29 protein-coding genes are annotated in these 26,001 nt (G+C 76.4%); 16 read left to right on the forward strand and 13 right to left on the reverse strand.

Going from position 1 to position 26,001, the window contains the following annotated elements:
- The first annotated feature begins 19 nt into the window (after window positions 1-19).
- Genes KG103_RS01100 through KG103_RS01115 form a run of 4 tightly spaced genes read left to right on the forward strand, consistent with a single transcriptional unit; the run spans window position 20 to window position 4,811 of the window.
- Window positions 20-1,162, forward strand: a complete 1,143-nt coding sequence (locus tag KG103_RS01100; RefSeq protein ID WP_207340242.1) for a thiamine ABC transporter substrate-binding protein — start codon at window positions 20-22, stop codon at window positions 1,160-1,162.
- 2 nt (window positions 1,163-1,164) lie between these two features.
- Window positions 1,165-2,940: an ABC transporter permease gene (locus KG103_RS01105; RefSeq protein ID WP_207340243.1), complete on the forward strand. Its 1,776-nt coding sequence runs from the start codon at window positions 1,165-1,167 to the stop codon at window positions 2,938-2,940.
- Window positions 2,937-4,007, forward strand: coding sequence for an ABC transporter ATP-binding protein (locus KG103_RS01110; RefSeq protein WP_207340244.1), 1,071 nt, complete (start codon window positions 2,937-2,939; stop codon window positions 4,005-4,007). Before KG103_RS01105 ends, KG103_RS01110 begins: the two co-directional genes overlap by 4 nt.
- Before the next feature lie 57 nt (window positions 4,008-4,064).
- Complete coding sequence (locus KG103_RS01115; protein WP_207340245.1) at window positions 4,065-4,811, forward strand: SRPBCC family protein; 747 nt, start codon at window positions 4,065-4,067, stop codon at window positions 4,809-4,811.
- A 3-nt stretch (window positions 4,812-4,814) separates the two neighbouring features.
- On the opposite strand, the gene KG103_RS01120 is transcribed toward KG103_RS01115, so the two are convergent.
- Window positions 4,815-5,918: a GNAT family N-acetyltransferase gene (locus KG103_RS01120; RefSeq protein WP_207340246.1), complete on the reverse strand. Its 1,104-nt coding sequence runs from the start codon at window positions 5,916-5,918 to the stop codon at window positions 4,815-4,817.
- Between the two features lie 80 nt (window positions 5,919-5,998).
- Between KG103_RS01120 and KG103_RS01125 the strand changes: the two genes are divergently transcribed.
- Window positions 5,999-6,655, forward strand: coding sequence for a hypothetical protein (locus tag KG103_RS01125; RefSeq protein ID WP_207340247.1), 657 nt, complete (start codon window positions 5,999-6,001; stop codon window positions 6,653-6,655).
- 40 nt (window positions 6,656-6,695) lie between these two features.
- Here the strand turns inward: KG103_RS01125 and KG103_RS01130 are convergent, their stop codons facing one another.
- The gene (locus KG103_RS01130; RefSeq protein WP_207340248.1) at window positions 6,696-7,154 is read right to left on the reverse strand and encodes a hypothetical protein; all 459 of its coding nucleotides are present in this window, start codon (window positions 7,152-7,154) and stop codon (window positions 6,696-6,698) included.
- A complete protein-coding gene (locus KG103_RS01135; protein WP_207340249.1) occupies window positions 7,145-7,726 on the reverse strand; it encodes an RNA polymerase sigma factor in 582 nt (193 codons plus the stop codon). The genes KG103_RS01130 and KG103_RS01135 overlap by 10 nt, the downstream gene beginning before the upstream one ends.
- A 197-nt stretch (window positions 7,727-7,923) precedes the next feature.
- Between KG103_RS01135 and KG103_RS01140 the strand changes: the two genes are divergently transcribed.
- The 6 genes from KG103_RS01140 (at window position 7,924) to KG103_RS01165 (ending at window position 10,849) form a co-directional block, all read left to right on the forward strand.
- On the forward strand, window positions 7,924-8,430 hold the full coding sequence (locus KG103_RS01140; protein WP_207340250.1) for an Asp23/Gls24 family envelope stress response protein: 507 nt from the start codon (window positions 7,924-7,926) through the stop codon (window positions 8,428-8,430).
- Complete coding sequence (locus KG103_RS01145; RefSeq protein WP_207340251.1) at window positions 8,427-8,993, forward strand: hypothetical protein; 567 nt, start codon at window positions 8,427-8,429, stop codon at window positions 8,991-8,993. Before KG103_RS01140 ends, KG103_RS01145 begins: the two co-directional genes overlap by 4 nt.
- Before the next feature lie 72 nt (window positions 8,994-9,065).
- Window positions 9,066-9,242, forward strand: a complete 177-nt coding sequence (locus KG103_RS01150; protein WP_207340252.1) for a DUF2273 domain-containing protein — start codon at window positions 9,066-9,068, stop codon at window positions 9,240-9,242.
- Window positions 9,235-9,624 (forward strand): Asp23/Gls24 family envelope stress response protein, encoded by a 390-nt coding sequence (locus KG103_RS01155; protein ID WP_207340253.1) that lies wholly within the window; start codon window positions 9,235-9,237, stop codon window positions 9,622-9,624. Before KG103_RS01150 ends, KG103_RS01155 begins: the two co-directional genes overlap by 8 nt.
- Window positions 9,621-10,271, forward strand: a complete 651-nt coding sequence (locus tag KG103_RS01160) for an Asp23/Gls24 family envelope stress response protein (RefSeq protein ID WP_207340254.1) — start codon at window positions 9,621-9,623, stop codon at window positions 10,269-10,271. The genes KG103_RS01155 and KG103_RS01160 overlap by 4 nt, the downstream gene beginning before the upstream one ends.
- Window positions 10,268-10,849, forward strand: coding sequence for a hypothetical protein (locus KG103_RS01165; protein ID WP_207340255.1), 582 nt, complete (start codon window positions 10,268-10,270; stop codon window positions 10,847-10,849). Before KG103_RS01160 ends, KG103_RS01165 begins: the two co-directional genes overlap by 4 nt.
- Window positions 10,850-10,924: 75 nt before the next feature.
- On the opposite strand, the gene KG103_RS01170 is transcribed toward KG103_RS01165, so the two are convergent.
- The 5 genes from KG103_RS01170 to KG103_RS01190 all read right to left on the reverse strand — a co-directional run bounded on the left by KG103_RS01170 (window position 10,925) and on the right by KG103_RS01190 (window position 15,490).
- Window positions 10,925-12,268 carry an RNA polymerase sigma factor gene (locus KG103_RS01170; protein WP_207340256.1) on the reverse strand — a complete coding sequence of 448 codons (1,344 nt, stop codon included), beginning with the start codon at window positions 12,266-12,268 and terminating at the stop codon, window positions 10,925-10,927.
- Window positions 12,265-12,606, reverse strand: a complete 342-nt coding sequence (locus KG103_RS01175; protein WP_207340257.1) for a YciI family protein — start codon at window positions 12,604-12,606, stop codon at window positions 12,265-12,267. Before KG103_RS01175 ends, KG103_RS01170 begins: the two co-directional genes overlap by 4 nt.
- The gene (locus KG103_RS01180; RefSeq protein ID WP_207340258.1) at window positions 12,603-12,998 is read right to left on the reverse strand and encodes a YciI family protein; all 396 of its coding nucleotides are present in this window, start codon (window positions 12,996-12,998) and stop codon (window positions 12,603-12,605) included. The genes KG103_RS01175 and KG103_RS01180 overlap by 4 nt, the downstream gene beginning before the upstream one ends.
- A gap of 82 nt (window positions 12,999-13,080) precedes the next feature.
- A complete protein-coding gene (locus tag KG103_RS01185) occupies window positions 13,081-13,845 on the reverse strand; it encodes a YciI family protein (protein WP_207340259.1) in 765 nt (254 codons plus the stop codon).
- A gap of 58 nt (window positions 13,846-13,903) precedes the next feature.
- A complete protein-coding gene (locus tag KG103_RS01190) occupies window positions 13,904-15,490 on the reverse strand; it encodes an MDR family MFS transporter (RefSeq protein ID WP_207340260.1) in 1,587 nt (528 codons plus the stop codon).
- A 235-nt stretch (window positions 15,491-15,725) separates the two neighbouring features.
- Between KG103_RS01190 and KG103_RS01195 the strand changes: the two genes are divergently transcribed.
- Window positions 15,726-16,310, forward strand: a complete 585-nt coding sequence (locus tag KG103_RS01195; RefSeq protein ID WP_207340261.1) for a type 1 glutamine amidotransferase domain-containing protein — start codon at window positions 15,726-15,728, stop codon at window positions 16,308-16,310.
- A 44-nt stretch (window positions 16,311-16,354) separates the two neighbouring features.
- On the forward strand, window positions 16,355-16,858 hold the full coding sequence (locus KG103_RS01200; protein ID WP_207340262.1) for an NUDIX hydrolase: 504 nt from the start codon (window positions 16,355-16,357) through the stop codon (window positions 16,856-16,858).
- A gap of 12 nt (window positions 16,859-16,870) precedes the next feature.
- On the opposite strand, the gene KG103_RS01205 is transcribed toward KG103_RS01200, so the two are convergent.
- The 3 genes from KG103_RS01205 to KG103_RS01215 are packed head-to-tail and all read right to left on the reverse strand — an operon-like array spanning window position 16,871 to window position 18,596.
- A complete protein-coding gene (locus tag KG103_RS01205; RefSeq protein ID WP_207340263.1) occupies window positions 16,871-17,362 on the reverse strand; it encodes a GNAT family N-acetyltransferase in 492 nt (163 codons plus the stop codon).
- Between the two features lie 32 nt (window positions 17,363-17,394).
- Complete coding sequence (locus KG103_RS01210; protein ID WP_207340264.1) at window positions 17,395-17,994, reverse strand: YdeI/OmpD-associated family protein; 600 nt, start codon at window positions 17,992-17,994, stop codon at window positions 17,395-17,397.
- A gap of 29 nt (window positions 17,995-18,023) precedes the next feature.
- Window positions 18,024-18,596, reverse strand: a complete 573-nt coding sequence (locus tag KG103_RS01215) for a DinB family protein (protein WP_207340265.1) — start codon at window positions 18,594-18,596, stop codon at window positions 18,024-18,026.
- A gap of 113 nt (window positions 18,597-18,709) precedes the next feature.
- Here KG103_RS01215 and KG103_RS01220 point away from each other — a divergent pair, with 113 nt between their 5' ends.
- The 3 genes from KG103_RS01220 to KG103_RS01230 all read left to right on the forward strand — a co-directional run bounded on the left by KG103_RS01220 (window position 18,710) and on the right by KG103_RS01230 (window position 23,113).
- Complete coding sequence (locus tag KG103_RS01220) at window positions 18,710-19,342, forward strand: maleylpyruvate isomerase N-terminal domain-containing protein (RefSeq protein WP_207340266.1); 633 nt, start codon at window positions 18,710-18,712, stop codon at window positions 19,340-19,342.
- 97 nt (window positions 19,343-19,439) lie between these two features.
- Window positions 19,440-21,329 carry an ABC transporter ATP-binding protein gene (locus KG103_RS01225; protein WP_207340267.1) on the forward strand — a complete coding sequence of 630 codons (1,890 nt, stop codon included), beginning with the start codon at window positions 19,440-19,442 and terminating at the stop codon, window positions 21,327-21,329.
- On the forward strand, window positions 21,326-23,113 hold the full coding sequence (locus KG103_RS01230; RefSeq protein WP_207340268.1) for an ABC transporter ATP-binding protein: 1,788 nt from the start codon (window positions 21,326-21,328) through the stop codon (window positions 23,111-23,113). Before KG103_RS01225 ends, KG103_RS01230 begins: the two co-directional genes overlap by 4 nt.
- A 64-nt stretch (window positions 23,114-23,177) precedes the next feature.
- Here the strand turns inward: KG103_RS01230 and KG103_RS01235 are convergent, their stop codons facing one another.
- Both KG103_RS01235 and KG103_RS01240 read right to left on the reverse strand, forming a co-directional pair.
- A complete protein-coding gene (locus KG103_RS01235; RefSeq protein WP_207340269.1) occupies window positions 23,178-24,941 on the reverse strand; it encodes a putative bifunctional diguanylate cyclase/phosphodiesterase in 1,764 nt (587 codons plus the stop codon).
- 104 nt (window positions 24,942-25,045) lie between these two features.
- Window positions 25,046-25,852, reverse strand: a complete 807-nt coding sequence (locus KG103_RS01240; RefSeq protein ID WP_207340270.1) for an SDR family oxidoreductase — start codon at window positions 25,850-25,852, stop codon at window positions 25,046-25,048.
- Between the last annotated feature and the right edge of the window lie 149 nt (window positions 25,853-26,001).

Below are 26,001 nucleotides of genomic sequence, written 5' to 3' on the forward strand. Positions count from 1 at the left end.
ACGACGGAGGACCACACGCATGACCACCCCCCGGGCGCGCAGCCCTCAGCACGGCAGCCCTCAGCACGGCACGACCCGGCGCCGCACCACCCCGGCCCGGCGCGCGGCGGCGGGCCTCGTCGCCACCGCCGGCCTCGTCGCGCTGACGGCCTGCTCCGCCGTCGGCAGTGGCGCGGCGGACGACCCGACGGACGGCGCCGGCACCGTCACGCTGGTGACGCACGAGTCCTTCGCGCTGTCCGACGGTCTGCTCGAGCAGTTCGAGGAGGAGTCGGGGCTGCGCGTCGAGGTGGTGCAGCAGGCCGACGCGGGCGCCCTGGTGAACCAGCTGGTGCTCACCAAGGACGCCCCGCTGGGTGACCTGGTGTTCGGCATCGACAACGCGTTCGCGTCGCGCGCGCTCGACGAGGGCGTCCTGGTGCCGGCCGAGCTCACGGCCCCGGCGGCGCAGGACGCCGCCGCGTACGCGGTGCCGGGCGACGACGCCGGCGCGCTGACCGCGGTGGACCTCGGTGACGTCTGCCTCAACGTCGACACGGCCTGGTTCGCGGAGCGGGGCGTCCCGGAGCCCACGACGCTCGAGTCGCTGCTGGACCCGGCGTACCGCGACCTCGTCGTGGTGCCGGACCCCGTCACGTCGTCCCCGGGGCTGGCGTTCCTGCTCGCCACCGTCGGGGCGTTCGGCGAGGACGGCTGGGCGGACTACTGGGCGGGCCTGCGGGACAACGGCCTGCAGGTGGCCGACGGGTGGTCCGAGGCGTACTACACCGACTTCACCGCCGGCGGCGGTGAGGGACCGCGGCCCGTCGTGCTGTCCTACGCGTCGTCGCCGCCGTTCACGGTGCCCGACGGTGCCGACGCCCCAACCACCCGCGCGCTGCTCGACACGTGCTTCCGCCAGGTGGAGTACGCGGGTGTGCTGGCGGGTGCCGCCAACCCGGAGGGTGCCGCGGCGCTGCTCGACTTCCTGCTCTCGGACGACGTCCAGGCGGACATCCCGGGGTCGATGTACATGTACCCCGTGAGCTCGACGGTCGAGCTGCCGCAGGAGTGGGCCGCGTGGGCCCCGCTGGCCGACGACCCCTTCGAGGTCGCACCCGCCGACGTCACCGCGCACCGCGAGCAGTGGCTCGCCACGTGGTCCGACACGGTGATCGGCTGACCGTGCCCGTCCCCGCCGCGGCGCTCGCCGTCGACCCCGCCGACCCGCACCCGGGCCCCCGCCCCGGTGCCGGGCCGGCGGGTGACGGCGCGCCGCGGCGACGCGGACCGCGCACCGGGTGGGGCGTCCGCGTGGCGTGGGCCGTGGCGGCCTGCCTGCCTCTGCTCTTCCTCGCGGTGTTCTTCGTGTGGCCCGTCGCGGAGATCGTCGGGCGGGGGTTCGTCGCCGACGGGCGCCTCGACCTGACCGGGTTCGGTGACGTGCTCACCCGCCCGCGGACGTGGCGCGTGGTCGGGCAGACGCTCGCGCAGGCCGGGCTGGGGACCCTGGGCGCGGTGCTGCTGGGCGTGCCGGGCGCGTACCTGCTGTACCGCTGCCGGTTCCCCGGGCGCGGGGCGCTGCGCGCGTTCGTCACGGTGCCGTTCGTGCTGCCCACGGTCGTGGTCGGCGTCGCCTTCCGCTCGCTGCTGGTGGACGGCGGCCTGCTGGGCGGGCTGGGCCTGGACGGCTCGTTCGCGGCGATCGTCCTGGCGCTGGTGTTCTTCAACTACGCGGTGGTGGTGCGCACGGTCGGTGGCCTGTGGGAGCGGCTCGACCCGCGGGCCGAGCAGGCGGCCCGGGCGCTCGGCGCCTCGCCGTGGCGCGTGCTGCGGACGGTGACGCTGCCGGCGCTGGGCCCCGCGATCGCCTCCGCGGCGTCCCTGGTGTTCCTGTTCTGCGCGACCGCGTTCGGCACGGTCCTGGTGCTGGGCGGGCGCCGGTACGGCACGGTCGAGACCGAGATCTGGATCCAGACCACGCAGTTCCTCGACCTGCGTGCCGCCGCCGTGCTGTCCGTCGTGCAGCTCGTCGTGGTCGTGGCGGCGCTCGCCCTGGCCGGGCGCGCCCGCGCCCGCACCGAGGCGGCCCCCACCCTCGGCGGTACCGCGGCGGACGCCCGCCCCGTGCGGCTGCGCGACCCGATCGACGCCGTCGCGGTCGCCGTCACTGCGCTCACCGTCGCCGGGTTGCTCGCGCTGCCGCTGGTGCACCTCGTCGTGCGCTCGCTGCGCACCCCGCGCGGCTGGGGCCTGGACAACTACGCCGCGCTGGCCGTGCCGCAGGACACGCTGGCCGTCAGCGCGTGGCAGGCCGCCGGGACGTCGGTGCGCACCGCCGTCGACGCCACCGTGCTCGCCCTGGTGGTCGGCGGGCTCGTGGCCCTGCTCGTGTCGCGCCGCCCGCGGCGCACCGCCGCCCGCCGGGCCGTCGCCGGGCTGGACGCGCTGTTCATGCTGCCGCTCGGGGTGTCGGCCGTGACCGTCGGCTTCGGGTTCCTGGTGTCGATGGACGCACCGCTGGGGCTGCCCGTGGACCTGCGGACCAGCCCCGTGCTGGTCGCGGTGGCGCAGGCCGTCGTCGCCGTGCCCCTGGTGGTGCGCACCGTGCTGCCCGTGCTGCGTGCCGTGGACCCGCGGCAGCGTGAGGTCGCCGCGACCCTGGGTGCCGCACCCGGACGGGTGCTGCGGACGGTGGACCTGGCGGTCGCGCTGCGGGCCGTCGGTCTGGCGCTCGGGTTCGCGTTCGCCGCGTCGCTGGGCGAGTTCGGTGCCACGTCGTTCCTGGCGCGGCCGCAGGACCCGACGCTGCCCGTCGTGATCTTCCGGCTGCTGGGGCGCCCCGGGGCCGAGAACTACGGCGCCGCACTGGCGGCGTCGGTGCTGCTCGCCGCCCTGACGGCGAGCATCGTGGCGGTGTGCGAGCGGCTGCGCCGCCCCGGGACCGGAGGTGCGTGGTGAGCGACGGGCTGCAGGTCGCGGAGGTCGTCGTGCGGTACCCCGGGGCGGCGGCCGAGGCCGTCGCGGGGGTGGACCTGAGCGTGCCGACCGGGGAGGTCGTCGCGCTGCTGGGACCCTCCGGCTGCGGCAAGTCCTCGCTGCTGCGCGCGGTGGCGGGGCTCGAGCCGCTGTCCGGGGGTGACGTGGCCTGGGACGGCGTCTCCGTGGTGGACGTCCCGGTGCACCGGCGCGGGTTCGGCCTGCTGTTCCAGGACGGCCAGCTCTTCGCGCACCGCGACGTCACGGGCAACGTCGCCTACGGGCTGCCGGCCACGGTGCGGCGGGACCGTGCCGCCCGCGAGGCCCGGGTGGCCGAGCTGCTCGACCTCGTCGGGCTGCCCGGCACGCAGCGCCGCGCCGTGGGCACGCTGTCCGGCGGTGAGCGGCAGCGGGTCGCGCTCGCGCGCGCGCTCGCCCCCCGGCCCCGGCTGCTGCTGCTCGACGAGCCGCTGTCCGCACTGGACCGTGCGCTGCGCGAGCGCCTCGCCGCGGACCTGCGCGCGGTGCTGACGGCGACCGCGACGACGGCCCTGTTCGTCACGCACGACCAGGACGAGGCGTTCGCCGTGGCCGACCGGGTGGCCGTCATGGCCGCGGGCCGGCTGCTGCAGGTCGCCGCGCCCGCCGAGCTGTGGGCGCGGCCCGCGTCCCGGGACGTCGCGCGGTTCCTCGGCTACGAGGCGTTCGTGGCCGTGCCCGGCCCCGGTACCGGCGCGCCGCCGGCCGTGCGGGCCCTCGTCTCCGCGGTCGACGCGGCGGGGACGGCGCCGGTGCGCGCCGGGGGTGTGCTGGCGCTGGCGGCCGGGGCGTTCGTCGTCGCGCCCGACGTCGGGGGTGACGCGCGCACCGCCGACGTCACCGGCACCGTGCACGCGCTGCGCTCGCGCCGCGGACGCACCGAGGTCGTGGTCGACGTCGACGGCGTCGGACGCGTCAGCGCGCTCGCACCGGCGGGGTGGACGTGCCCCCCGGGGGTGCGTATCGCCCTGCACGCCGACGCCGCTGCGGTCGCCGGGCTCCCGGGCTAACGTCGGAGCCACCGGGCACCGCAGCCCGGCGCACCGAGAGCAACGAGGTGGCCGCCCATGGAGCTCCAGCCGCGTGAGGTCGTGTCGGTCGACGTCCACGCCCCCGCCGACACCGTCTGGGAGCACCTGCGGGACCCGCGCCTGATCCGGCGGTGGTTCGGCTGGGACTATGACGGCCTGGACGCGGAGATCGCCCAGACCTTCCGCGACGAGGCGCGGGAGCACCACCACGGTGGCTCCACGCGCTCCCTGGTGTGGCCCCACCACGACCGGATGACCGTGACCGCGCTGGACGACGCGCGCTCCCGGGTGAGCGTCACGCGCCGCAGCCACGACGGCCTGTCGACGTTCGACGGGGTCTTCGACGAGATGGACGAGGGCTGGATCCAGTTCGTCCACCAGCTGGCGTTCGCGCTCGACGTGCACCCCGGGGAGGACCGCGTCACCCTGCTGGCGCACGGCCTGGACGCCGGCGACCGCCACGACCCCCTGCTGTTCCGCGCCGGGCTGCACGGTGTGCGGGGCCTGCCGGTGCGGGCGCACGTGGAGGCCGCCCGGCCCGACGGGTCCCGCGTGGGCGGCACGCTCGTCTACAAGTCGGAGCACCAGGTGGGCATCCACCTGCACGGCATCGCCGAGTCGCTGCTCGTGCTGCTCATCAGGCCGCCCGTCGAGCGCCCGCCGCACGGCACCGTCGACGTCACGATGTCCACCTACGGCCTCGACGACGCGGTGATGGCCGAGGCGCGGCGTCGCTGGGACGGCTGGTGGTCGGTCGCCCCGCAGCCCGCCGCAGGCGCGTGAGCGTCAGAGCGTCGTCTGCCAGACCCCGGAGCCGCCGGCCGGTCGGAAGCCCAGCGCCACGTTGATGGCGAGCATCCAGCGGTTCTCCTCGGCGTTCCACGTGCTGATGCGCCTGACCGACGGCCGGCGGCGGGCCAGCTCCTGCAGCTGCACGGCCTTGACGAGCATGCCCAGGCGGTGGCCGCGGTGCTCGCGCTGCACCAGGGTGTCCTCCTGCCACACGAACTCGTCGGTGTGCGACGGTGCCAGCAGCTGGGAGTAGGCGACGAGGCGGCCGGTGGGCACGTGCTCGACGGCCGTGGTCAGCAGCTGCTCGCCCCGCTCCAGGGTCTCCGCGTCCTCGCTGCGCACCCGCGCCGCGTCCCAGGCCTCCTCGCCCACGTCCAGACCGGCGGTCGGCTCGTCGGTGCTCATGCTGGTGCGCAGCGCGGCGAGCTGGTCGGCCCACGCGTCGGGTGTCGCGTCCTGCCAGGTGACGGTCCGGTAGTCGGGTCCCGCGACCGCGGCGGCAGCAGCCCGGTGCGCCTCGACGGCGTCCGGGTCGAGCGGCAGCTCCAGCCGCGAGTGGCGGGCCACCTGCTCGAGCCGCCAGCCACGCGCCAGCGCGAACCGCACCGCGGGGTCGTCGCGCGACAGCAGGCCCGAGCCGGTCGGGGCGCCCAGGGCGCCCGGGCCGGGTGACGGCTCGACGTCCTGCTCGGTCTCCGCCATGAGGTGCGTGCGGCCCTCCGCGCGGGCGGCGTCGAGCACCGCCGCGTGCAGCGCGGCACCCACGCCCCGGCCCCGGTGCGCGGGACGTACGGAGACGCCCAGCCACCCGGTGTGCGTGTTGTCCGTCTGCGGCAGGTCCAGGCCGGCCGTGCCCAGCACGCGGGCCGGGTCAGGGGCGTCGGTGGTGTCGTCGACCGCGAGGACCCGCAGCCGTCGCGTGTACTCGCCGTGGCGCAGCAGCGACAGGGCGCGCGGTGCGGTGATCGCGAAGTCGTCCGTGCCCCACGTCGCGCGGATCGTCTCGTTGCGCACCTCGACCATTCCGTGCAGGAGCCATGCGTCGGGGGCGTCGAGGGACTCGGGCACGGGCATCTCGCGCAGGGACCAGGTCGTCATGCGTCCAGCATCCGCACACCGGCGTCCCGTGTCGACGTCTTTGCGCAGGTGGGGCGACCGGTGGGGCGTAACCTGCGACCGTGCCGTGGTGGGAGGTCGTGGGCTGGGTCGGGTCGGTGCTCGTCGTCCTGTCGCTGATGCAGGCCCGCGTGTGGCGGTTCCGGGTGATGAACCTGGTCGGCGCGGTGCTGGCGACGGCGTACAACGCGGTCTTCGGCATCTGGGCGTTCGCCGCGATGAACGGGGCGATCGCGGTCATCGACGTGTACTGGCTGTGGCGCCTGGGCCGCGAGCGCGGCGACGAGGCCGTGTACGCGGTGGTCGAGGTGGCCCCGGACGACGCGTACCTGCGGCACGTGCTCGCGGTGCACGCGGCGGACGTCGCGCGGCACCGCACCGTGCCGGCCGTGGGCGGCGACGGTGCGGGCCCGGCCGGTGACGGACCTGGCGTCGACCTCGCGTTCCTCGTCGTGCGTGGCGACGAGACGGTCGGTGTCGTCCTGGTGCGCGACGCCGGTGACGGCAGCGGCGTCGTCGTGCTCGACTGGGTGACGCCGCGGTTCCGCGACTTCACGCCGGGGGAGTTCGTGTACCGGCACTCGGACGTCTTCGCCGCGCACGGTCTGCGGCGGCTGGTCGTGCCGACCACCCCGCCCGGGGCGGTGCGCTACCTCGAGCGCGTCGGCTTCCGACAGATGGACGGGCGCGTCTGGGAGCGCCCGGTCGACGTGCGCTGACGCACGCGTCACCCGCGCCGCGCCCTCCGGCCGGTGCGTCTCAGGTCCGGTGCACGTCGGTGACCAGCACGTCCACCGTGACGACCGCACCGGGCAGGTCGGGGTCACCGAGGACGTCGCGCAGGTGGTGCAGCACCGCGCGGCGGACGTCGGCCGCCAGCGGGGCGAGCGGCTGCAGGTAGGCGGCCGAGACCTCGACCAGCGCCTCCTCGAGGGCGTCGTCGGCACCGGTGCGGAACACGACGCGCCGCACCCGCAGCCGCCGGTCGGGCTCCAGCAGGGCGCGCACCGACGTGCGCAGCGCACCCGCGGTGACGGTGTACGCGCCGCGGGGGTGCCGGCCCCGCACGGGCTGGGTGGGCCGCACGGCGGCGAGGGCCGAGGCGAGCAGCCGCGGGGCGACGGCCACCCAGCCGGCGTCGGTGTGCGTGCGCAGCTGCGCCGTGGCCAGGCCGAGCAGGTCGTCGCCCGGAGGTGGTGCGTCGTCGTTCATCGCCATGCGGCGAACCTCCTGCTCAGCGTGTGGCGGGCGCGCTCGAGCGCGCCGCGCACCGCCGCGTGGCTGGTGCGCAGCGCGTGCGCGGCGTCGGCGTAGGACAGGCCCTCGACCTCGACCAGCAGCCAGACCGCGCGCTGCGGCCCCGGCAGGTCCAGCAGCGCACGGTCGAGCGCGGCCCGCAGGTCGGTGGCCAGCAGCCGCTCGACCGGGTCGTCCCCAGGGGCGGCGCGGTCGGCCGCGGGACCCTGGTCGGGGTCGTCGACCGGGGACGGGACGTGGGCGCGGCGGCGGGCGGCGCGGCGCACGCAGTTGGTCTGGATGCCGAACAACCAGGTGCGCACGCCCGCCTCACCGCGGTACCCCTCGGCGCCGAGCCATGCGGCCGTCAGTGCGTCCTGCACCGCGTCCTCGGCGTCCTGGGCGGAGGGCAGCAGCCGCCGCGCGTACCGGTAGAGCGACGGACCGTGGCGCTCGACGAGCAGCGCGAACGCGGCGTGGTCGCCCAGTGCGGCGCGCTCGAGCAGCACGGCGTCGGGGCTCGCCGACGGCGCGACGTCGGCGGCGGGGGCCACGGGACCGCCGGCCGGGGGTGCCGGTCCGGCCGCGGGCGCAGCGACGGCACCGAGCGTAACGTGATCTACGTCACACCCGTCCGACCGTGACGTCCCTGCGCGAGGAGGCACTCACCCAGTGTCGGCGTGACCCTGCCGGCCGGCATCCGCGGCGTCCCGCACCAGCGGGCAGCCGCACCACCGCACGAGGAGCACCCATGAGCGAGCAGACCACCACCCCGGCCGTCGTCACCGAGAACCGCGCCTCGCGCGTCGGCAACAGCGGCACCTCGGGCCCGTCCCGCACCGGGGGCGGCAGCACACCGCTGCAGACCGAGTACGGCACCACCAGCATCGCCGACGGCGTCGTCGCGAAGATCGCCGGCATCGCCGCAGCGGACGTCGCGGGCGTGCACTCGCTCGGCGGCGGCGCGGCGCGCGCGTTCAGCGCGATCCGCGAGCGCATCCCCGGCGGCACCACCAACCACGCACAGGGCATCAGCGTCGAGGTGGGCGAGCGTGAGGCCGCCATCGACGTCGACCTCGTGGCCGAGTACGGCGTCTCCGTCGTGGACCTCGCCGAGGGGGTCCGTCGCAACATCATCACGTCCGTGGAGCGCATGACCGGTCTGCACGTCATCGAGGTGAACATCAGCGTCAACGACGTCCACCTGCCGCAGGACGACCCGCAGCCCGAGCCGGCGCCCGAGCCGCGCGTGGCATGAGCACCGATCAGCCGGACGACGAGGAGCCCGTCGTCGTCGCGGTGCGGGAGGAGACGATCGTGGTCGTCGCGCCGCAGGGCGCGGGGCCGCAGGACGTCGACGTGGTGGACGTCGAGCCCGTCGCCGACCCTGCGGACGTGGCGGCGCAGGCCGTGCCACCTCCCGTGCCCGCGCTGCCCCTGCCCCCGGTCGCGGTGGGTGGCGCAGCGGCCCCGCCGGTCCCGGGCCCGACGCCGTCACCGTCCCCGGGCCCGTCACCGACCGCGCCGGTCCCGCCACCGCGCCCGCCCGACCCCGCCGAGCGGGCCGCCGCTGCCGCGCTCGCGGTGCCGGGGGTCGCGGGGCTGTACGGCGGGGCGTTCGGGGAGATCGCCACGCACCTGCCGGGACGGCGGGTGGCGGGCGTCCGCAGCCGCCGCACCCCGGACGGCGCCCGCACCGAGGTCCACGTCGTCGCCCGGCTCGGCGGTGACCTGCGCGAGCTCGCCGCGACCGTGCACCAGCGGGTGCACGACGCCGTGGGCGGGCAGGTGCACGTCGTGGTCGACGACCTGGCCCCCTGAGTCCTGGCGGCCCGTGGCGGTCGCCCCCCCACGCCCGTCCGATGGCCGCACGTCCCGAACCGAGGAGCACCCATGTCCCTGTCCCTGGCCGGTCTGCTGACCGGTCTGCTGCTGGCCCTCGCGGCGATCATCGGCGGTTTCAACGGCTTCCTGCTCGCCGTGGTGCTCGGCGCCGTCGGGTGGGTGGTGGGCGCCGTCGTCGAGGGCCGGATCGACCTGGCCGCCCTGACGGGGGGCCGTCGTGGCTGACACGGCGCCGCCGGGTGCCGCCGCACCCGCGGACGTCGCCGAGGACCCGGCGCGACGCGGTGCGCTCGACGTGGCGGACCGGGTCGTGCAGAAGGTCGCGGTGGCGGCCGCCGCCCGGGTGCCCGGCGTCGCGAGCACGTCGTCCGGCCTGCTCGGGCGGGACCTGCCCGCCGCGACCGCGCGGACGCGCGGGACGCGTGCGCAGGTCGAGGTGGACGTCGCCATCGCCTGGCCCGCATCGGCCGTCACGACCGCGCGCCGGGTACGGGAGGCGGTCGGTGACGCGGTGACGCGGTTCGCGGGGGTGCGGACCGATCGCGTCGACGTCCGGGTCGTGGCAGTCACCGACCCCGCACGCGTCGTCACGGAGCGTGTGCGGTGAGCGCGACGGCCGACTCGCGACGTGCCCGTGCACGCCGGCGGGCCGAGGACCCGGCTCCGACGTCGTGGCCGCCGGTGACGGAGGTCCCGGCCGCGGCCGCCCCCGACCCGGTCCCGCTCGCGGCACCGCGGCCCGCGGGCGCCGTGGCGTGGGTGGGCGTCGTGCTCGCGCTGGTCGCCCTGGGCCTCGCGGTCGTGCTGATGCACGACGGGCTCGTGGCGCTGCGCGTGCTCGACGGCGGCTCGTGGGTGCTCAGTGCCGCGGACGCCGTCGGCGACATCCGGCCGACCTGGGAGGTCGCGCTGATCGGGGTGCTCGTCGGTCTGGTCGGGCTGCGCCTCGTGGTCATCGCGCTGCGCCGTCGCCGTCGCCCGGGGCTGCCGCTCGCCGCGGGCGGGGGGCAGTACCTGCTGGGTCAGGACGTGGCGAGGCTCGCGTCCGGGGCCGCCGCCCAGGTCGACGGGGTCCTCGAGGTCACGAGCACCTGGGGCCGGCGGGCCGTGACGGTCCGGGCGACGACCGACGGCGGGCCCGGGCTCGAGGGCCTGATCCGGGCCGCCGTGTCCGAGCGGCTCTCGGCCCTGGCGAAGGCGCCGCGGGTCGTGGTCCGCACGCGACGCAGCACCGACCCGGGGGGTGTCCGGTGACGCGCGGCGTGCGGGCCGTGAACCGGGCGGCTGCGCTGCTCGTCGGGCTCGTGCTGCTCGCGGCCGGGGTGGCGGCCGTGCTGTGGTGGTCCGGGCTGCTCGGTGACTGGTGGTCGCGGACGCCCAGCGCGCTGGACGCCGGGCGGGCCGACGAGGTGGTGGACCGGTCGTGGTTCGGCGGTGTGGCGACGGTCAGCGGTGTGCTGCTCGGACTGCTCGCGCTGTGGTGGCTGCTGGCGCACCTGCGCACCCCGCGTGTCCGCACGCTCGCTCTCAGCGGGTCGGACGGGTCGGGCCGGCTCACCCTGGACGCCGCGGCGCTGGCCGGGCACGTCGCGCAGGAGGCGCGGCGGCTGCCGGGGGTCGTCGGGGCGCGCGCGCAGCTCGACCGGGAGCGCGGCCGGGACGTGCTGGTCAGCACGCTGCAGGTCGACCCGCAGGCGGACCTGCCCGAGCTCGGGAAGGACGTCGCCGCGCTGGTCATGCGCGCGCGGGACGTCGGTGGGTTGCGCGGCATGTCCGCACGGACCCACCTGGCCGTCCGGCGCCGGGCGCGCGAGGGACCGCGCGTGCGGTGACCCCGCACGGGGCCACGCGCCGCACCCCGCGGCGGGGGAGACGCAGGACCGGGGCGGGGGGCCGGGCCGGTCCCGTCAGCCGCGGTGCCCCGGGTCGCGGGCCTGCCCGTCGGCGAGGTCGCGGGCCTGCGCGAGCCGCGTCTCCAGGTGGTGGCGCTCGGCGGTGTCCGGCACGAGGGCGAGCGCCCGCTCGAGCGCGTCGACCGCCTGCCGGCCCCGGCCGGCGCGCAGCAGCAGCTCGCCGCGCACAGCGGGCAGCCGGTGATGGTGCGCGAGGGCGTCGCCCAGGCCGTCGAGCACCGCGAGCCCCGCCTCCGGGCCGGCGGCCTCCGCCACGGCCACGGCCCGCGCGAGGCGCACCACCGGGGAGCCCGTGCGGGTCTCGAGCACGGCGTAGAGGCGCGCCACCACGTCCCACCGGGTGTCCGCGGCGGTCGGTGCGGTGGCGTGCTCGGCCGCCGCGAGCGCCTGCAGCCGGTGGTCCTCCGCCAGGCCGTCCAGCGGGGGCAGGGCTCTGAGCAGGCCCACCGCCTCGGCGATGTCGTCGTGGTGCCAGCGGCTGCGGTCCTGGTCGGGCAGCAGCACCAGGCGGCCGTCGTCGTCCAGCCGCGCGTCGCGGCGCGAGTGCTGCAGCAGCATCAGGGCGAGCAGGGCGTGCACCCGCGGCGACCCGCCCAGCAGCCGGTCCAGCTCGCGCGTCAGGCGCACGGCCTCGTCGGCCAGGTCCACGCGCAGCCCACCGGGCACGTCGGCGGGCTGGTACCCGGCGGTGAACAGCAGGTAGAGCACGGTGCTCACCGCGTCGAGCCGTTCCGCGAGCTGCCCGGGCGGCGGCACGACGAACGGCACGCCCGTCGCGGCCAGCCGCTTCTTGGCCCGGGTCAGGCGCGCGGACATCGCGGTGTGCTGCACCAGCTGCAGCCGCGCGATGTCGGCCGTCCCCAGCCCCACGACGAACCGCAGCGTCATGGCCACCCGGTCGGCCGGGGCGAGGGCCGGGTGGCAGCACGCCAGGACCAGGCGCAGCTGCTCGTCGGCGACGTGCGCGCCGGGGTCGTGCGTCGCGGCCGCCAGCGCGCGCATCTCGTCGTCGACCACCATGAGCGGCTCCTTGCGCCGGTGGACCGCCTGCGACCGCAGCCGGTCCAGCACCCGCCGGCGCGCGGCCGTCAGCAGCCACGCACCGGGGTTGGCCGGCACGCCGTCGCGCGGCCAGGTGCGGGCGGCGGCCTCGAACGCGTCGCCCGCGGCGTCCTCGGCCAGGTCGGGGCTGCCGAACTGCGCGACGAGCAGCGCGACGACGTGCGACCAGTGCGCGCGCCACGCGTCGCCCAGGGCGTGCGGGACGTCGCCCGCCGCCGGCCCGCCGGCCGGTGGTCCGGCAGGCGGGCGCGGCGGCGGGGTCGGACCAGGCGTCACGGCTCCACGCACTCCCGGATCTCGTGCGTCGTCTCCGGCAGCAGCCGCACCAGGCCCTCGAGCGTGGGCACGTCCGGCGCCTCGACCAGGTAGAAGCCGCCGAGCTGCTCGGTGGTCTCCGCGAACGGCCCGTCGGTGACCTCGGTGGCGTCGCCGACGTGCCGCACGGTGCGGGCGTGCGCCACCCCGGCGAGCGCCTCGCACGCGAGGATCGTCACCCCGACGCCCGGCGCCTCCCGCGCGAACGCCTCGTGACCCCGGAAGTACCGGGCGCGGCCCTCGGCGTCCGCGCTGCGGTACGTCTCCTCGTCCTCGTAGACGAGGACGACGAGCTTCACGACGCCACCGACGCGGCGTCGGCGGTCGGTGCCGCCTGCGCGTCCTGCCCGCCCACGGGGCGCAGCTCGATGGTCCCGGGGTCGTTCTCCAGCAGTCCGGCGGCCAGGTGCAGCAGACCGTCCGGGTCGGCCGTGCGGATCAGGTAGAACCCGCCGAGCTGCTCGGTGAGCTCCGCGAACGGGCCGTCGCTCAGCTCCGGCCCGTCCGCACCGACGCGCAGCAGGCGTCCGGCGGTCGGGCTCGCCAGCTCCTCACCCCCGAGGATCTCGTGGCCGTGCGCGGCGCAGTCGGCGGCGAACCGCTCGTGCGCCGCGTAGGACGCACCCAGGTCCAGGCAGGCGTCGGGGTCGCCCCACAGCAGCAGGGTCCAGGTGTGCGGTGTGCTCGTCATCGTGCGACCTCCGTCGTCGGGGGCGCCCACTGTGCCCGCTCGTCTCCATGACGCGCGAGCAGGTGCGGATTCGACAGCGCCGTCATCCTGCGACCGGCGCCGCGTCGTGCACCATGCCGCGCACCTCGACCGTGCCGCGGCCCTCGGCCTCGACGAGCGGCGCGGCGAGCCGCAGCAGCGCGTCCGGGTCGTGCGTCCGCACCAGGTAGTACCCGCCCAGCTGCTCGGTGGTCTCGGTGTACGGGCCGTCGCAGAGGACCGGCTGCCCGACGGGGGTCATGCGGACCAACCGCGCCGAGGTGTGCGGCCCGAGCTCCTCACCGCCGACCACCCGGTGCCCCTGCTGCTCGCACGCGGTCACGAACGCGTCGTGGGCGGCGAGCACCGCGTCGAGGTCGAACGCCCCGGCGGGGTCGCCCCGCAGCAGCACGAGGTGCAGGGGAGCGTCACCTGAGGCGGTGGGGCCCTCGGCCGCCCCGTCGTCGTGCAGCACCTCCGGGCGCAGCTCGAGGGTGCCGCCGTCGTGGGTGACCAGCGGTGCGGCGAGCCGCAGCAGGCCCTCGGGGTCCGCGGTGCGGATCCGGTAGAGGCCGCCGAGCTGCTCGGTGGTCTCGGCGTACGGGCCGTCGGTCGGCCTCCCGCCGACGGTCAGGGTCCGCGCGGTCGCCGCGTCGGCGAGCTCCTTGGCCAGCAGGACCTCGTGGCCCTGCGCGGCGCAGTCGGCCTCGAACCTCTCGTGCGCCGCGTACGCGGCCCGGGGGTCGAGCAGCGCGTCGGGGTCGCCCCACAGCAGCATCAGGTACGTCGTCGGCGTCGTCATGGTGTCCTCCAGCGCGTCCTCGGGCACCCACTGTGCCCGGCACGCCCACGACGCGCGAGGACCACCGGATTCGACACCCCGCGCGCTACTCCACCCGTGCCATCCCGCGGGCCTCCAGCCCCGACTTGTCGGACAGCGCGACCTCCTTCATGAGGAACGCGACGACGAACCCCAGCACGGCGAGCGGCACCAGGTACCAGAACGCGGGCGCGAGGGCCTGGGAGTACGCGTCGACGACGACGTCGCGCAGCGCCGCCGGAAGCTCGCGCACCGCGTCCGGGGTGAGGGACTGCGCACCGAACCCCTGCGGCACGTCCCCGGGGGGCGCGTCGCGCAGCGCGTCACCGAGCTGCGTCGCCAGGCGGGCGGTGAAGACGGTGGAGAACACGCTGGTGCCGACGGCCGCGCCGATCTCCCGCAGGAAGTTGTTGGTCGACGTCGCGACGCCCACCAGGTCGGGGGACACCGAGTTCTGCACCGCGATGACGATCGTCTGCATCACGAACCCGAGGCCGAGCCCGAGGACGAAGATCATGGCGCCGAACGTCACCATCGAGATGTCGGGCGTCAGCTGCGTGAGCCACGCCAGCCCGATCGTCGCGATGCCCATGCCGATGATCGGGTACGGCTTGTACCGCCCGCGCTGCGTGATGAGGAAACCCGAGCCGAGCGCCGTGATCATCAGGCCCACGGTCATCGGCAGCATCATCAGCCCGGCGTCCGTCGCGGTGGAGCCGCGCGCCATCTGCAGGAACGTCGGCAGGAACGACAGCGCCGCGAACATCGTCATGCCGAACAGCAGGGCGATGGTCACCGAGACGGTGAACGTGCGGCTGCGGAACAGGTGCAGGGGGATCAGCGGGTCGGCCGCGCGGGACTCCGCCACCAGGAAGGCGATCAGCGCGACGACGGTCACCACCACCAGGCCCCACAGCGCCGGGTTGCTCCAGTCGTACCGGCGGTCGGACGAGATCGTGCTCCAGCTGGTCAGGAAGACGATCCCCGAGGTCGTCAGGGTCAGCAGCACGGCGCCGAGGACGTCGAGGCGCGTCGTCGCCCGGCGCGTCGGCAGCCGCAGCCGGAACCACGCGATGCCCAGCGCCACCAGGGCCACGGGCACGTTGAGCCAGAAGCACCACCGCCACCCCGGGCCGTCCGTGAACCAGCCGCCCAGCAGCGGGCCGATCACCGTGGCCACCCCGAACACCGCGCCGATCGGCCCCATGAACTTGCCGCGGTCACGGGCGGAGACGATGTCGGCGATGATCGCCTGGCTGAGGATGACCAGGCCGCCGGCGCCCAGGCCCTGCAGGGACCGCCACACCACCAGCTCCGTGAAGGACCCGGCGAGCGCCGAGCCCGTCGACCCGACGAGGAACAGCACCAGCGCGACGAGGAACGGGGTCCGCCGACCCCACAGGTCGCCGACCTTGCCGTACACGGGCATCACGACGGCGATCGCCAGCAGGTACGCGGTGACGATCCAGCCCTCACGGTCGGCCGCGCCCAGGTCGCCGACGATGGTGGGCAGCGCCGTGCTCACCACGGACTGGTCCAGGGCGGACAGGAACATGGCGGCGAGCAGGGCGCTGAAGATGACGTAGACCGTGCCCCGGGACAGCACGAACTCCGGTTCGCCCGTGCCCGTCGGGGGGTGCGTGGTGCCGCTCATGGGCGTGTCCTGCCTGCGCGTCGGGACGCGGCGTCCACCGACCGTGCGGTGCGGCGTCGCGGGTGAGCACTGACGGGGCGCGCGGCCGGCAGTCGCACCCCCCTCGTCGAGTGTGCGTGCGGCACGTCGAGGGCGCACGGCGTGCGGGCGGCTCCGGGTGCGGGCGCCGTGGCGCGTGCCTACGGTGGCAGACGCCCGGCCACCCCGGGCGCACCCCACTCCCGAGGAGGCACCCATGTCCGACGCGGACCTCAGCGGCCGCCGCGTGCTGGCCGTCGTCACCAACTACGGCGTGGAGCAGGACGAGCTCGTCGTGCCCGTGGAGCACCTGCGCGGCGCCGGCGCGACCGTCGACGTCGCCGCCGTCGACGACGCCCCGATCGAGACGCTCGTCGGCGACAAGGACCCCGGACGCACGGTCCAGCCGACCCTCACCCTCGGCACGGTCGACCCCGACGCCTACGACCTCCTGCTGATCCCCGGGGGCACCCTCAACGCCGACAGCCTGCGCCTGCAGGACGAGGCCGTGAGCATGGTCAAGACCTTCGCGTCCTCGGGGCGGCCCGTCGCCGCCATCTGCCACGGGCCGTGGCTGCTGGTCGAGGCCGGCCTCGTCGGCGGCAAGCGCCTGACGTCGTACCCCTCGCTCACCACGGACGTGCGCAACGCCGGGGGCACCTGGGTCGACGCGGAGGTCGTCAGCGACGACGCGGCGGGCTTCACGCTGGTCACGTCGCGCACCCCTGAGGACCTGGACGCGTTCCTGCGCGAGGTCGACGCGGCGCTCGTGTCCCGCGGCGCCGGGGTGCTCGCCTCCTGACCGCCCCGACCCGCCCACCACCGACCAGGACGGCAGGTGCGCCCGTGCCCGTGACCAGCGCGGGGCTGCTGCTGCACCACGGCCGCGGCGCGTCGGCGCACGTGCTGATCGCCCACATGGGCGGCCCCTTCTGGGCGCGCAAGGACGAGCGGGCGTGGTCGGTGCCCAAGGGCGTCGTCGAGCCGGGTGAGGACGTCGAGGCCGCGGCACGCCGGGAGTTCCGCGAGGAGCTGGGCGTGCCGCCCCCGGACCTGCCGACCGTGGACCTGGGAGCGTTCCGCTACACCTCCGGCAAGGTCGTGCACGTGCTGGCGGTCGAGGTGCCGGCGGCGCTCGTCGGTTCGCCCGACGACCCTGCGTGCCCCGACCTGACGACCCGCCCCGGCATCAGCACCGCGCAGGTCGAGTGGCCCCCGCGCTCCGGGCGGCGCCTCGCCGTCCCCGAGGTCGACCGGGCCGCGTGGTTCCCGGTCGAGCAGGCCCGGTCGTTGCTGGTGGCCGGTCAGCAGCCGGTGCTCGACGCGTTGGTGGCGGCCACGGATCCGTGAGCCGGTGACCGCTCACGCGGGGGGCGGCGGCGCCGCGGGGGTCCGCAGCAGCGCCATGTACCTCCCCGGCTCCACGGGGGCGAACCCGAACCGCTGGTACAGGCCGTGCGCGTCGGCGGTGGCCAGGACGACCCGGGGAAGGTCCATGGCCACCAGGTGCGCGACGGTGCCGGCGACGAGCGCCGTGCCGATCCCGTTGCCGCGCTCCGCCTCGTCGACGAACACGTCGCACAGCCACGCGAAGGCCGCCCCGTCGGTGACGACACGGGCGAACGCGACCTGCCGCCCCGACGCCCGCTCGAGGACCCCGAAGCACAGCGACCCGTCGATCGCGGCGTCCTGCACCGCGCGGGTGCGCCCGCGTGCCCAGTAGGAGCGCTCGGACAACCAGCGGTGCACCGTCGCGCGGTCGACGTCGGCCCGGTCGGTCGTGAACCGGTAGCGGGTGGTGTCGAGGCCGGGCGCGTCCTGCGAGGGGCGGACGGTCTCGTCGTCGGGCGTCATCGGCCGGACGTTACCGGGGGACGTCACCGGCGTCAGGTCCCGTCCGGCCGCCGCTTCTGCGGCCCTGGCGTGCGGCCGTGCGCGAGGTCCTCGACGAACGTCGCGATGCGGCGGGCGCGGGTCTCGGGCCGTTTGGCCTCGCCCACGCGGTACAGGATCGAGTAGCGGTTGCCCGACGTCAGCACGTCGAACCAGGCGCGCGCCACCGGGACGGCGTCGAGCGCGGCCGCGAGGTCGTCCGGCACCTCGATCGTGGCAGGCCCCCGGTAGGCCGCGTCCCAGCGCCCGTCGGAACGCGCGGCGGCCACCTGCGCGCGGCCCGCGTCGTGCATGCGACCCTCGGCCTCGAGCCGCGCCACGCGCTCCACGTTGACCGCCGACCAGGCGCTGCGCGGGCGCCGCGGCGTCATCCGCTGGAACGAGCTGTGCTCGTCGCGGCGGCGGGCCTGGCCGTCGATCCAGCCGAAGCACAGCGCCTCCTCGACCGCCTGCACGTACGTCAGCGTCGTGACGTCGCCGCCCTTCTTGTGCAGGACGAGCCAGACCCCGGTGGGGTCCGTGTGGTGCTCCGCGAGCCACGCACGCCACGCGCTCGCGTCGGGGAGCAGCAGCTCCGGCAGGTCGTCGGCCACGGCACCATGCTGCCGCGCGCCACCGACACTCACTCGCCGGTGACGCCGTCGACCGACTCGCGCAGCAGGTCGGCGTGCCCGTTGTGGCGGGCGTACTCCTCGATCATGTGGACGAGGATCCAGCGCAGGGAGATCGCCTGCCCGCTGTGCCGTTGCCGGCGCCGCGCCGCCTGGTCCAGGCCCCCGGCGGCCAGCGCGGCTTCGACCGTGCGCTGCGAGCGCGCCACGGCTGCGTCCCACAGCGCCCGCAGCTCCTCCGGGGAGTCCTGCGCGGCGCTCGTGAGCTCCCAGTCGTGGTCCACGTCCCAGGGCGCCGACGCCCACGGCTCGAGCTGCTCGTCGAGCCAGACGTGCGAGAACCAGTTGTCCTCGACCATCGCCAGGTGCTTCAGCAGCCCGCCGAGCGTCAGGGTCGAGGGCGGCAGGGTGCGGCGCAGCGCGTCGGCGTCCAGGCCGTCGACCTTGAGCAGCAGCGTGCGGCGGTGGTAGTCGAGGAAGCCCAGCAGGGTCTGCGCCTCGTCCCCCGCGAGCGGCGGGTCGGTGCGCTGGGGCGTCAGGCGCTCGGGCGTCAGGCGGGCGGGGGCGACGGCGTCGTGGTCCATGGCCGGGAGCATGGCAGGGCCCTGCGTCCCGGGTCGCGCGAATTCTCCGCGCCCGGGGGGCATGGGCGCCGTCCGGCCTTCCGACGTGCCGCACCCGCTGCCACACTGCCCGGATGACGCCCCGCGACGACGCGTTCCTCTCGGCCGCGGACACGGCCCTCGTCCTGGTCGCCCGGCCCGAGGTCGCGGCACGGTGGTCCGAGCCCAGCGCCCTGCCGCGGATGAGCGTCGGTGCGCTCGCGGTCCACCTGGGCAACCAGGTGGTGCGCGTGGCGCAGGTCCTCGCGCTGGAGCCCGGCGACCTGCCGGTCCTGGCGGACGCCGACGAGCACTACGCCCGCTCCGCCTGGCCGACGGCCGCTCCGGAGGACCCGGTCAACGACCGCAGCGCCGACGAGCAGGCCGCCGCCGCGGGCCCGCAGGCGCTGCACGACCGGGTGGCCGCGCAGCGTGAGGTCGTGCGCCGGGTGCTGACCGACGGCACCGCGCCCGACGTCGTGCCCGTCCCGTGGGCGGGGTGGGCCATGCGGCGTGAGGACTTCCTGCTGACCCGGCTGCTGGAGGTCGTCGTGCACGCCGACGACCTGGCGGTCAGCGTCGACGTCGCCACCCCCACGTTCCCCCCGGAGGTCTTCGACCCCGTCCGTGACCTGCTGGTCCGGCTCGCGGTCGCCCGGCACGGCCAGGCGCGCGTGGTCGCCGCCCTCACCCGCCGCGAGCGCGCCCTGCCGATCACCGCGTTCTGACCTCGCGGGGGAAGGGAGGACGCGAAGGCGTTGTCGGGCGGAGGGTCGAGGCCCTAGGTTCGCGTGCGGTGGGGGCCGTCCGAGGGCAGGGGTGCACGTGACGACGACCGACGAGGTCCGACCGACCCTGCGCGGGCTGGGCCGCCGGTGGCGCCAGCGCCGCGAGGCGGCCGCGCACCTGCGGCGTCTCCTGCCGTACGCCGGGAGCGGCCTGGTGGCGCTCACGCTCGCGGTGCACGTGGTGGCCGGCGCCGCTCCGGTCGCGTTCATGGCGGGGACGGGGTACGCGCTGCAGCGCGTCGTGACGGGGGAGCCGGCGACGCCCTGGCTGGCGACCGCGCTCGTGGCGTTCGTCGTGCAGCAGCTGCTCGCGCCCGTGCAGCTCGTCCTGTCCCGCAAGGTGCAGCGCCGGGTCGACGCGGCCTGCATCGAGCGGCTGACGTCGTTCGCGTTCCACGGCGCGACGCTCGCCGGGCTGGAGCGACCCGACGTCGCCGACCGGCTGGCGCAGGCCGAGGAGGCGTTCGAGCAGTGGACGCTCACGCCCGGGGCGGCGCTCGAGGGCGCGCTGGCCCTGACGGCCCGGTACGTGCAGCTGGTCGGTGCGGTCACGCTGCTGGCCGTGGTGGTCGGGCCGTGGCCCGCGCTCGCGGCGCTCGTGGTGGCGCTGGTCGCGCGCCTCGGGCAGACGGAGGGGTTCTTCCGGTGGGGCGGGCTGATCCGGTCGTTCGGTCCGCTGCGGCGGCGCGTCACGTACGTCCGGGAGCTGGCGACCGGGACCCGGGCGGCCAAGGAGATCCGCGTGCTGGGCCTCGCCGGCTGGCTGGAGGACCGGTACGTCGCGGAGAACCGCGCGGTGCTCGACCCGACGTGGCGACTGCGCCGCCAGGTCTACGGCGTGCCCTTCGCCGTGTACGCGCTGGTCGCCGCGGTGGGCTCGGTGGTGGCGCTCCTGCTCGTGGCACGCACCGGCGCGGACGTCGCCGCGGTGAGCATCGCCGTGCAGGCCGTCGCCCTGTGCGGCCGGTTCGGCGTGATCTTCCCGGAGTCGGACGTGAAGCTCGTCTACGGCCGCGGGGCGTGGGAGGCCATGCTCGAGCTCGAGGACGCCGCCCGGCGCACCGGCACCCCCGCCGGCGGCGGGCAGGTGGTCCGCCCGGACCGGGAGATCGCGCTGCGCGACGTGCGCTTCGGCTACCGCCCGGACCGGCCGGTCCTCGACGGTCTCGACCTCGAGCTGCCTGTCGGCACGTCCACGGCCCTGGTGGGCGTCAACGGCGCCGGCAAGACGACGCTCGTCAAGGTGCTGACCGGCATGTACACACCCGACGCGGGGTCCGTCCTGGTCGACGGCACGGACCTGCGCGGCGTGGACCCCGAGGCGTGGCAGCGGACGTTCGCGGCGACGTTCCAGGACTTCCTGCGGTACGAGCTGACGCTGCGTGAGAACGTGGCCATGGGCGCGATCGACCACCTGGACGACGACGCCGGGGTGACGGCCGAGCTGCGGCGCGTGGGCCTGGGGGCGTGGCTGGACGGGTTGCCGCAGGGCCTCGACACCCCGCTGACGCGTGCCGTGCCGGGCGGCCGCGACCTGTCCGGCGGGCAGTGGCAGCGCGTCGCGCTGGCCCGCTCGCTGTTCGCGGTGCGCCACGGCGCCGGTGTGCTGGTGCTCGACGAGCCCACCGCGCAGCTCGACGCCCGCGGCGAGGCGGAGTTCTACGACACGTTCCTCGACCTGACCCGCGGCGTGACGAGCCTGGTGATCTCGCACCGGTTCTCCACCGTGCGCCGTGCGGACCGGATCGTCGTGCTCGACGGGGGCCGGGTCACCGAGGCGGGCACGCACGACGAGCTCGTCGCCCGCGGTGGCGACTACGCCCGGATGTTCGAGGTGCAGGCCCGGCGGTTCGCCGCGGCCGGCGCCGCCCCACCCGGGCCCGCGTCCGGCGGCGTGCCCGCCCGTACCGAGGGGGAGACGCCGTGACGGACGTCCTGTTCTGCCTCGGCCGGCTGCTGGCGATCGCGTGGCGGCTCGACCGGCGCCGGCTGCTCGTCGGAGGCGGCCTGCTGCTCGCCGGGTCGGTGGCCACGCCCCTGGTCGCGGTCGCCGCCGGGCGCGTCGTGGACGCGGTGCTCGACGGCGCCGGGACGGCCGCCACCGTCTGGGCGCTGGTCGCCGGCCTCGCGCTGACCGGCGAGCTCATGCTCGGGCACTTCGCGCACCTGTCGTACTTCGCGCTCGCGGAGCTGACCGAGGAGCGGTTCAACCGCGACCTCGTCCGCCTCGTCAACGGCACCGACCACCTCGACCGCACGGACGACCCGGCCTTCGCCGACCGGGTCGACCTGCTGCGCCAGGACGTCATGCAGATGCGTGCGACGGTGCAGTCCGGGCTGCAGCTGGGTGCGACCGCCGTGCAGGTGCTGCTCACCGCCGTCGTCCTGAGCACCGTGTCCCCGTGGCTGCTGCTGCTGGCGGTCGTGGCGGTCGTGCCCGTGCTGCTGGGCCGTCGCGCCGAGACCGACCTCGAGCAGGTGCGCGAGCAGCAGTCGCCGACGACCCGGGGCATCCGGCACCTGCGCCGGCTGGCCACGAGCCCCGCGTCGCAGAAGGAGATCCGCCTCAGCGGCGGTGCCGACTTCCTGCTCGCCCGGCAGCGGGCGCTGCTGGAGCGGTACGACGACGCGATGACCCGGGCCGACGTGCGCTACGCGCTGCTGCGCACCGGGGGCCAGCTGGTCTTCGGGCTGGGCTACGTCGCCGCCGTGCTGGGGGTCTTCCTGCTCGCGTCGCAGGGCCGGGCGACCGCCGGCCAGGTGGTGCTGACGGTCACCCTGGCCACGCAGCTCAGCGTGCAGATGTCGACCGGCATCGCGCTGCTCGGCTCGGTGCACCGCGCCGCCGTCGGGCTGCGCCGCTTCCTCGCCTTCGAGGCGGAGGTCGCGGGCGACGTCGCACCGGCGACCGGCGTGCCGGCCCCCGCGCGCACGGGCGACGGCATCCGGCTCGAGGGCGTGACGTTCCGCTACCCCGACGCCGACGTCGACGCGCTGGCGGACGTCGACCTGCACCTGCCGGCCGGGACGTCGGTGGCGCTCGTCGGCGAGAACGGCGCCGGCAAGAGCACGCTGCTCAAGCTCCTGACGGGCCTGTACCGGCCCACGGCGGGCCGGGTCGTGGTCGAGGACGTCGACCTGGCCGACGTCGAGCCGGCGGCCTGGCGCGCGCGCACCGCCGCGCTGTTCCAGGACCTCGCACGCGTCGAGCTCTCGCTGCAGCACAGCGTGGGGATCGGGCGCCTGGCCGACGTGGACTCCCCGGCCGCCGTCTCCGCGGCGGTGGCCCGTGCGGGCGTCGCGCAGGTCGCGGACGACGTCGGCCACGACGGCGTGCTCGGGACGGGCTACGCCGACGGCCGGGACCTGTCCGGCGGGCAGTGGCAGGGTGTCGGGTTCGCCCGCACGCTCATGCGGACCGACCCGCTGCTGCTGGTGCTGGACGAGCCCGCGTCGGCGCTCGACGCCCTGGCCGAGCAGCGGCTGGTCGACGCGTACCGCACGGTCGCGGCCGACGTCGCGGCACGCGTCGGCGGCGTCACGCTGTTCGTCACGCACCGGATGTCCACCGTGCGCCTCGCGGACCGCATCGTCGTCCTGGAGGGCGGCCGCGTGGTCGAGCAGGGCACGCACGACGAGCTCGTGGCCGCGGCCGGCCGCTACGCCACGCTGTGGGCGCTGCAGTCCCGCGCGTACGCGACGGACGACTGACCGCCGGCCACGTCAGGTCGCGAGGAGGTCGCGACCGGGTCGCGTCGGGCCCGGGGTGGTCGCGTCACGCCCGTGGCGGGGGTGCGCTGCCGGAGGGCGGGACGAGGTGCCCCCACGGCACGCGCGCGAGCTCCGCGACGGGCTGCGGCGGGGCGAACCGGTAGCCCTGCGCGGCGCGGCACCCGAGCTCCTGCAGCAGGCTCGCCTGCTCCGCGGTCTCGACGCCCTCCGCGACGACGACGATGTCGAGTTCCTCGCACAGGTGCAGCAGCTCACGCACCAGCACCTGGCGCCGTGGTGACGTGGTCAGCGTCGTGAGGAACGCACGGTCGAGCTTGAGGAGGTCCGCCGGCAGCTCGTCGAGCCGGCTGAGGGACGAGAAGCCGGTGCCGAAGTCGTCGATCGCGATGCGCACGCCGTGCTCGCGCAGCGTCGTCAGCGCACGCTGCGCGGCGGGCCCGGACGCCTCCACGACGCTCTCCGTCACCTCGAGCACGAGCCGGTCGGCCGGCCGCCCGGCGTCCTGCAGGACCCGCAGGACGCGGTCCGCGTAGCCCTGCCCGACGAGCTCGTGCCCCGACACGTTGACGCCCAGCAGCACCTGCCGCCCCCACGCCGTCTCGAGCACCCGCCCGTCGGCGCAGGCGAGGGCGAGCACCGCAGCCCCGAGGTCGTCGATGAGGCCGCCGTCCTCCGCGGCGGTCACGAAGTCCGCGGGCGGCACCCGCCCCAGGCGGGGGTGGTCCCACCGGGCCAGCGCCTCCACCCCGGTCACCGCCCCGGAGGCCAGGTCGACCACGGGCTGCAGCTCGACGTGCAGCGCGCGTGCCGCGAGCGCGGCGGCGAGGTCGTCGACCAGCCGGTGGGGCTGGCGCTCCGAGAGGACGGTGCGGCCCCGGCCCGCGGCCTTGGCCGCGTACAGCGCCGCGTCGGTGCGGCGCAGCACCTCGGCGGCCGTCTCGCCCTCCGCGTGCTCGGCGACGCCGCAGGACGCGGCGGTCGGTGCGGCGGCGCACAGCCGGTCCGCCAGGGTGACCGCCTCCTCGCCCGTCCGTCCCGGCAGCAGCACCGCGAACTCGTCGCCGCCGCGGCGGCCCAGCACCATGCCAGGGACGTCGAGCCCGCGCCACGCGTCCGCGGCGCCGCGCAGCAGCTCGTCGCCCACCGCGTGCCCGTGCTCGTCGTTGACGCGCTTGAAGTGGTCGAGGTCGAGCAGCACCAGCGACAGCGGCATGCCCCGGCGCTCGTGCCGGTCGATCGCCTGCTCGAGGGCCGCGTCCCACGCGCGGCGGTCGGGCAGTCCCGTCAGCGCGTCGACGCCGGCGGTGGACGCGTGCTGCCCCAGCACGCCCACGACGCCGGCCACCCCGCACCACAGCGCGACGTACGACGCGCAGACCAGGACCGGCAGGTCGTGCACCACCAGCAGCGGCACCACCTGCCACGCGGAGGCGAACCCGACGACCGCCCACGCGTCGCGGCGTCGGAGGAACAGGGTCGACTCGACCCCCAGCAGCATGGCGAGCGACGCGGACGCCAGCGCCAGCGTCGGCGTGGGCGCGAGCGCGGTGCCGACGCCGAGCGTCGCCGCACCGACGAGCAGGGTGGCCCCCAGCGTGCGCCGCGGGATGTGCGGACGGACCACGAGCAGGACCGTGCCCGTGAGCGCCGCCGCGACCGCGACGGCCAGCAGCATCCCGCCGCGCGGGTCCCCGCTGCGCACCACGTCGACGGCCAGGAGCGCCGCCGCGCCGCCGCCGACGAGGAACAGCCCCGCGGTGGTGCGCACGACGACGTCGGCCGTGCCGGTGCGCGTCGTCGGGGCCATCCGCCCACCCTCGGCCCGCGCGGCGCCCGTGTCCAGATTTGGGGGGTTTTGCCCATCGAGCGGGTGGCAGGATCACCCGCTCGCCGCGCGTGACGGGCGGCGCCTCACCAGCGGCGGAAGCCGCCCTCCGTGGACAGCACCTGGCCGACGACCCAGCGGCCCGCGTCGGACACCAGCCACGCGATGAGCCGTGCCGGGTCGTCCGGCTCGCCGAACCGGCCGCCGGGGAAGTGCGCGAGGACCGCCTCGAGGACCTCCGGCGGCCGGTCGGCGGTGTCGACGTCGAGGTAGCCGGTGTTCACCGGGCCGGGGTTCACGGTGTTGAGGACGATGCCCCGCCCGATCAGGTCGTCCGCGACCGACGCCGTCAGCCCGGCCAGCGCCGCCTTGGACGCGGCGTAGGCGATCTCGGACGGCATGGCTCCCAGCAGCTGGCCCGACGTCATCCACACCACCCGGCCGCCCGGACGCCCGTCGTGCTGGTCCGCGAACGCCTGGGTCGCCAGGATCGTCGCGCGGGTGTTGACCGCCCAGTGGGCGTCGAGCATCTCGGGGGTCTGCTGCGCAAGCGGGCCGTCATGGCCGCTGCGCGCGTGGTTGCAGACCAGCACGTCCAGGTGCCCCAGCGCGTCCGCGGCCCGGTCGACCAGCTCCCGGCCCGCCGTGGGTGCCGCCAGGTCCAGGCTCGTCGCGCCCAGCCGCGCACCCGGCACGAGCTGCTCGCGCAGCCCGGCCAGCACCGCGTCGACGTCGTCCGCACCCCACGGCTGCTCCGCGTCGTGCGGCGCCCAGTGCTGGACGAACACGCTCGCCCCCGCCCGCGCCAGGCGTGACGCGACCGCGTACCCGATGCCCCGGCGGCGGCTCACCCCGGTGACCACGGCCGTCCGTCCCTGCAGGTCCTCGCTCATGGTCGCCGACCGTAGGGGCCGCGCCCCGCGCAGGCCAGGGGATTGCGCACCTGCCGGTCCGATCCCGCCTCGCGGCGGGTCGTCCCCGCTACCCTGACGTGCGGGGGGCGGACGCGCGCACCCTCGGCGCGGCCGACGGCCGTGCGCCG

Origin of the sequence: Cellulomonas wangleii, from assembly GCF_018388445.1 — a bacterium.
Lineage (GTDB): Bacteria > Actinomycetota > Actinomycetes > Actinomycetales > Cellulomonadaceae > Cellulomonas > Cellulomonas wangleii.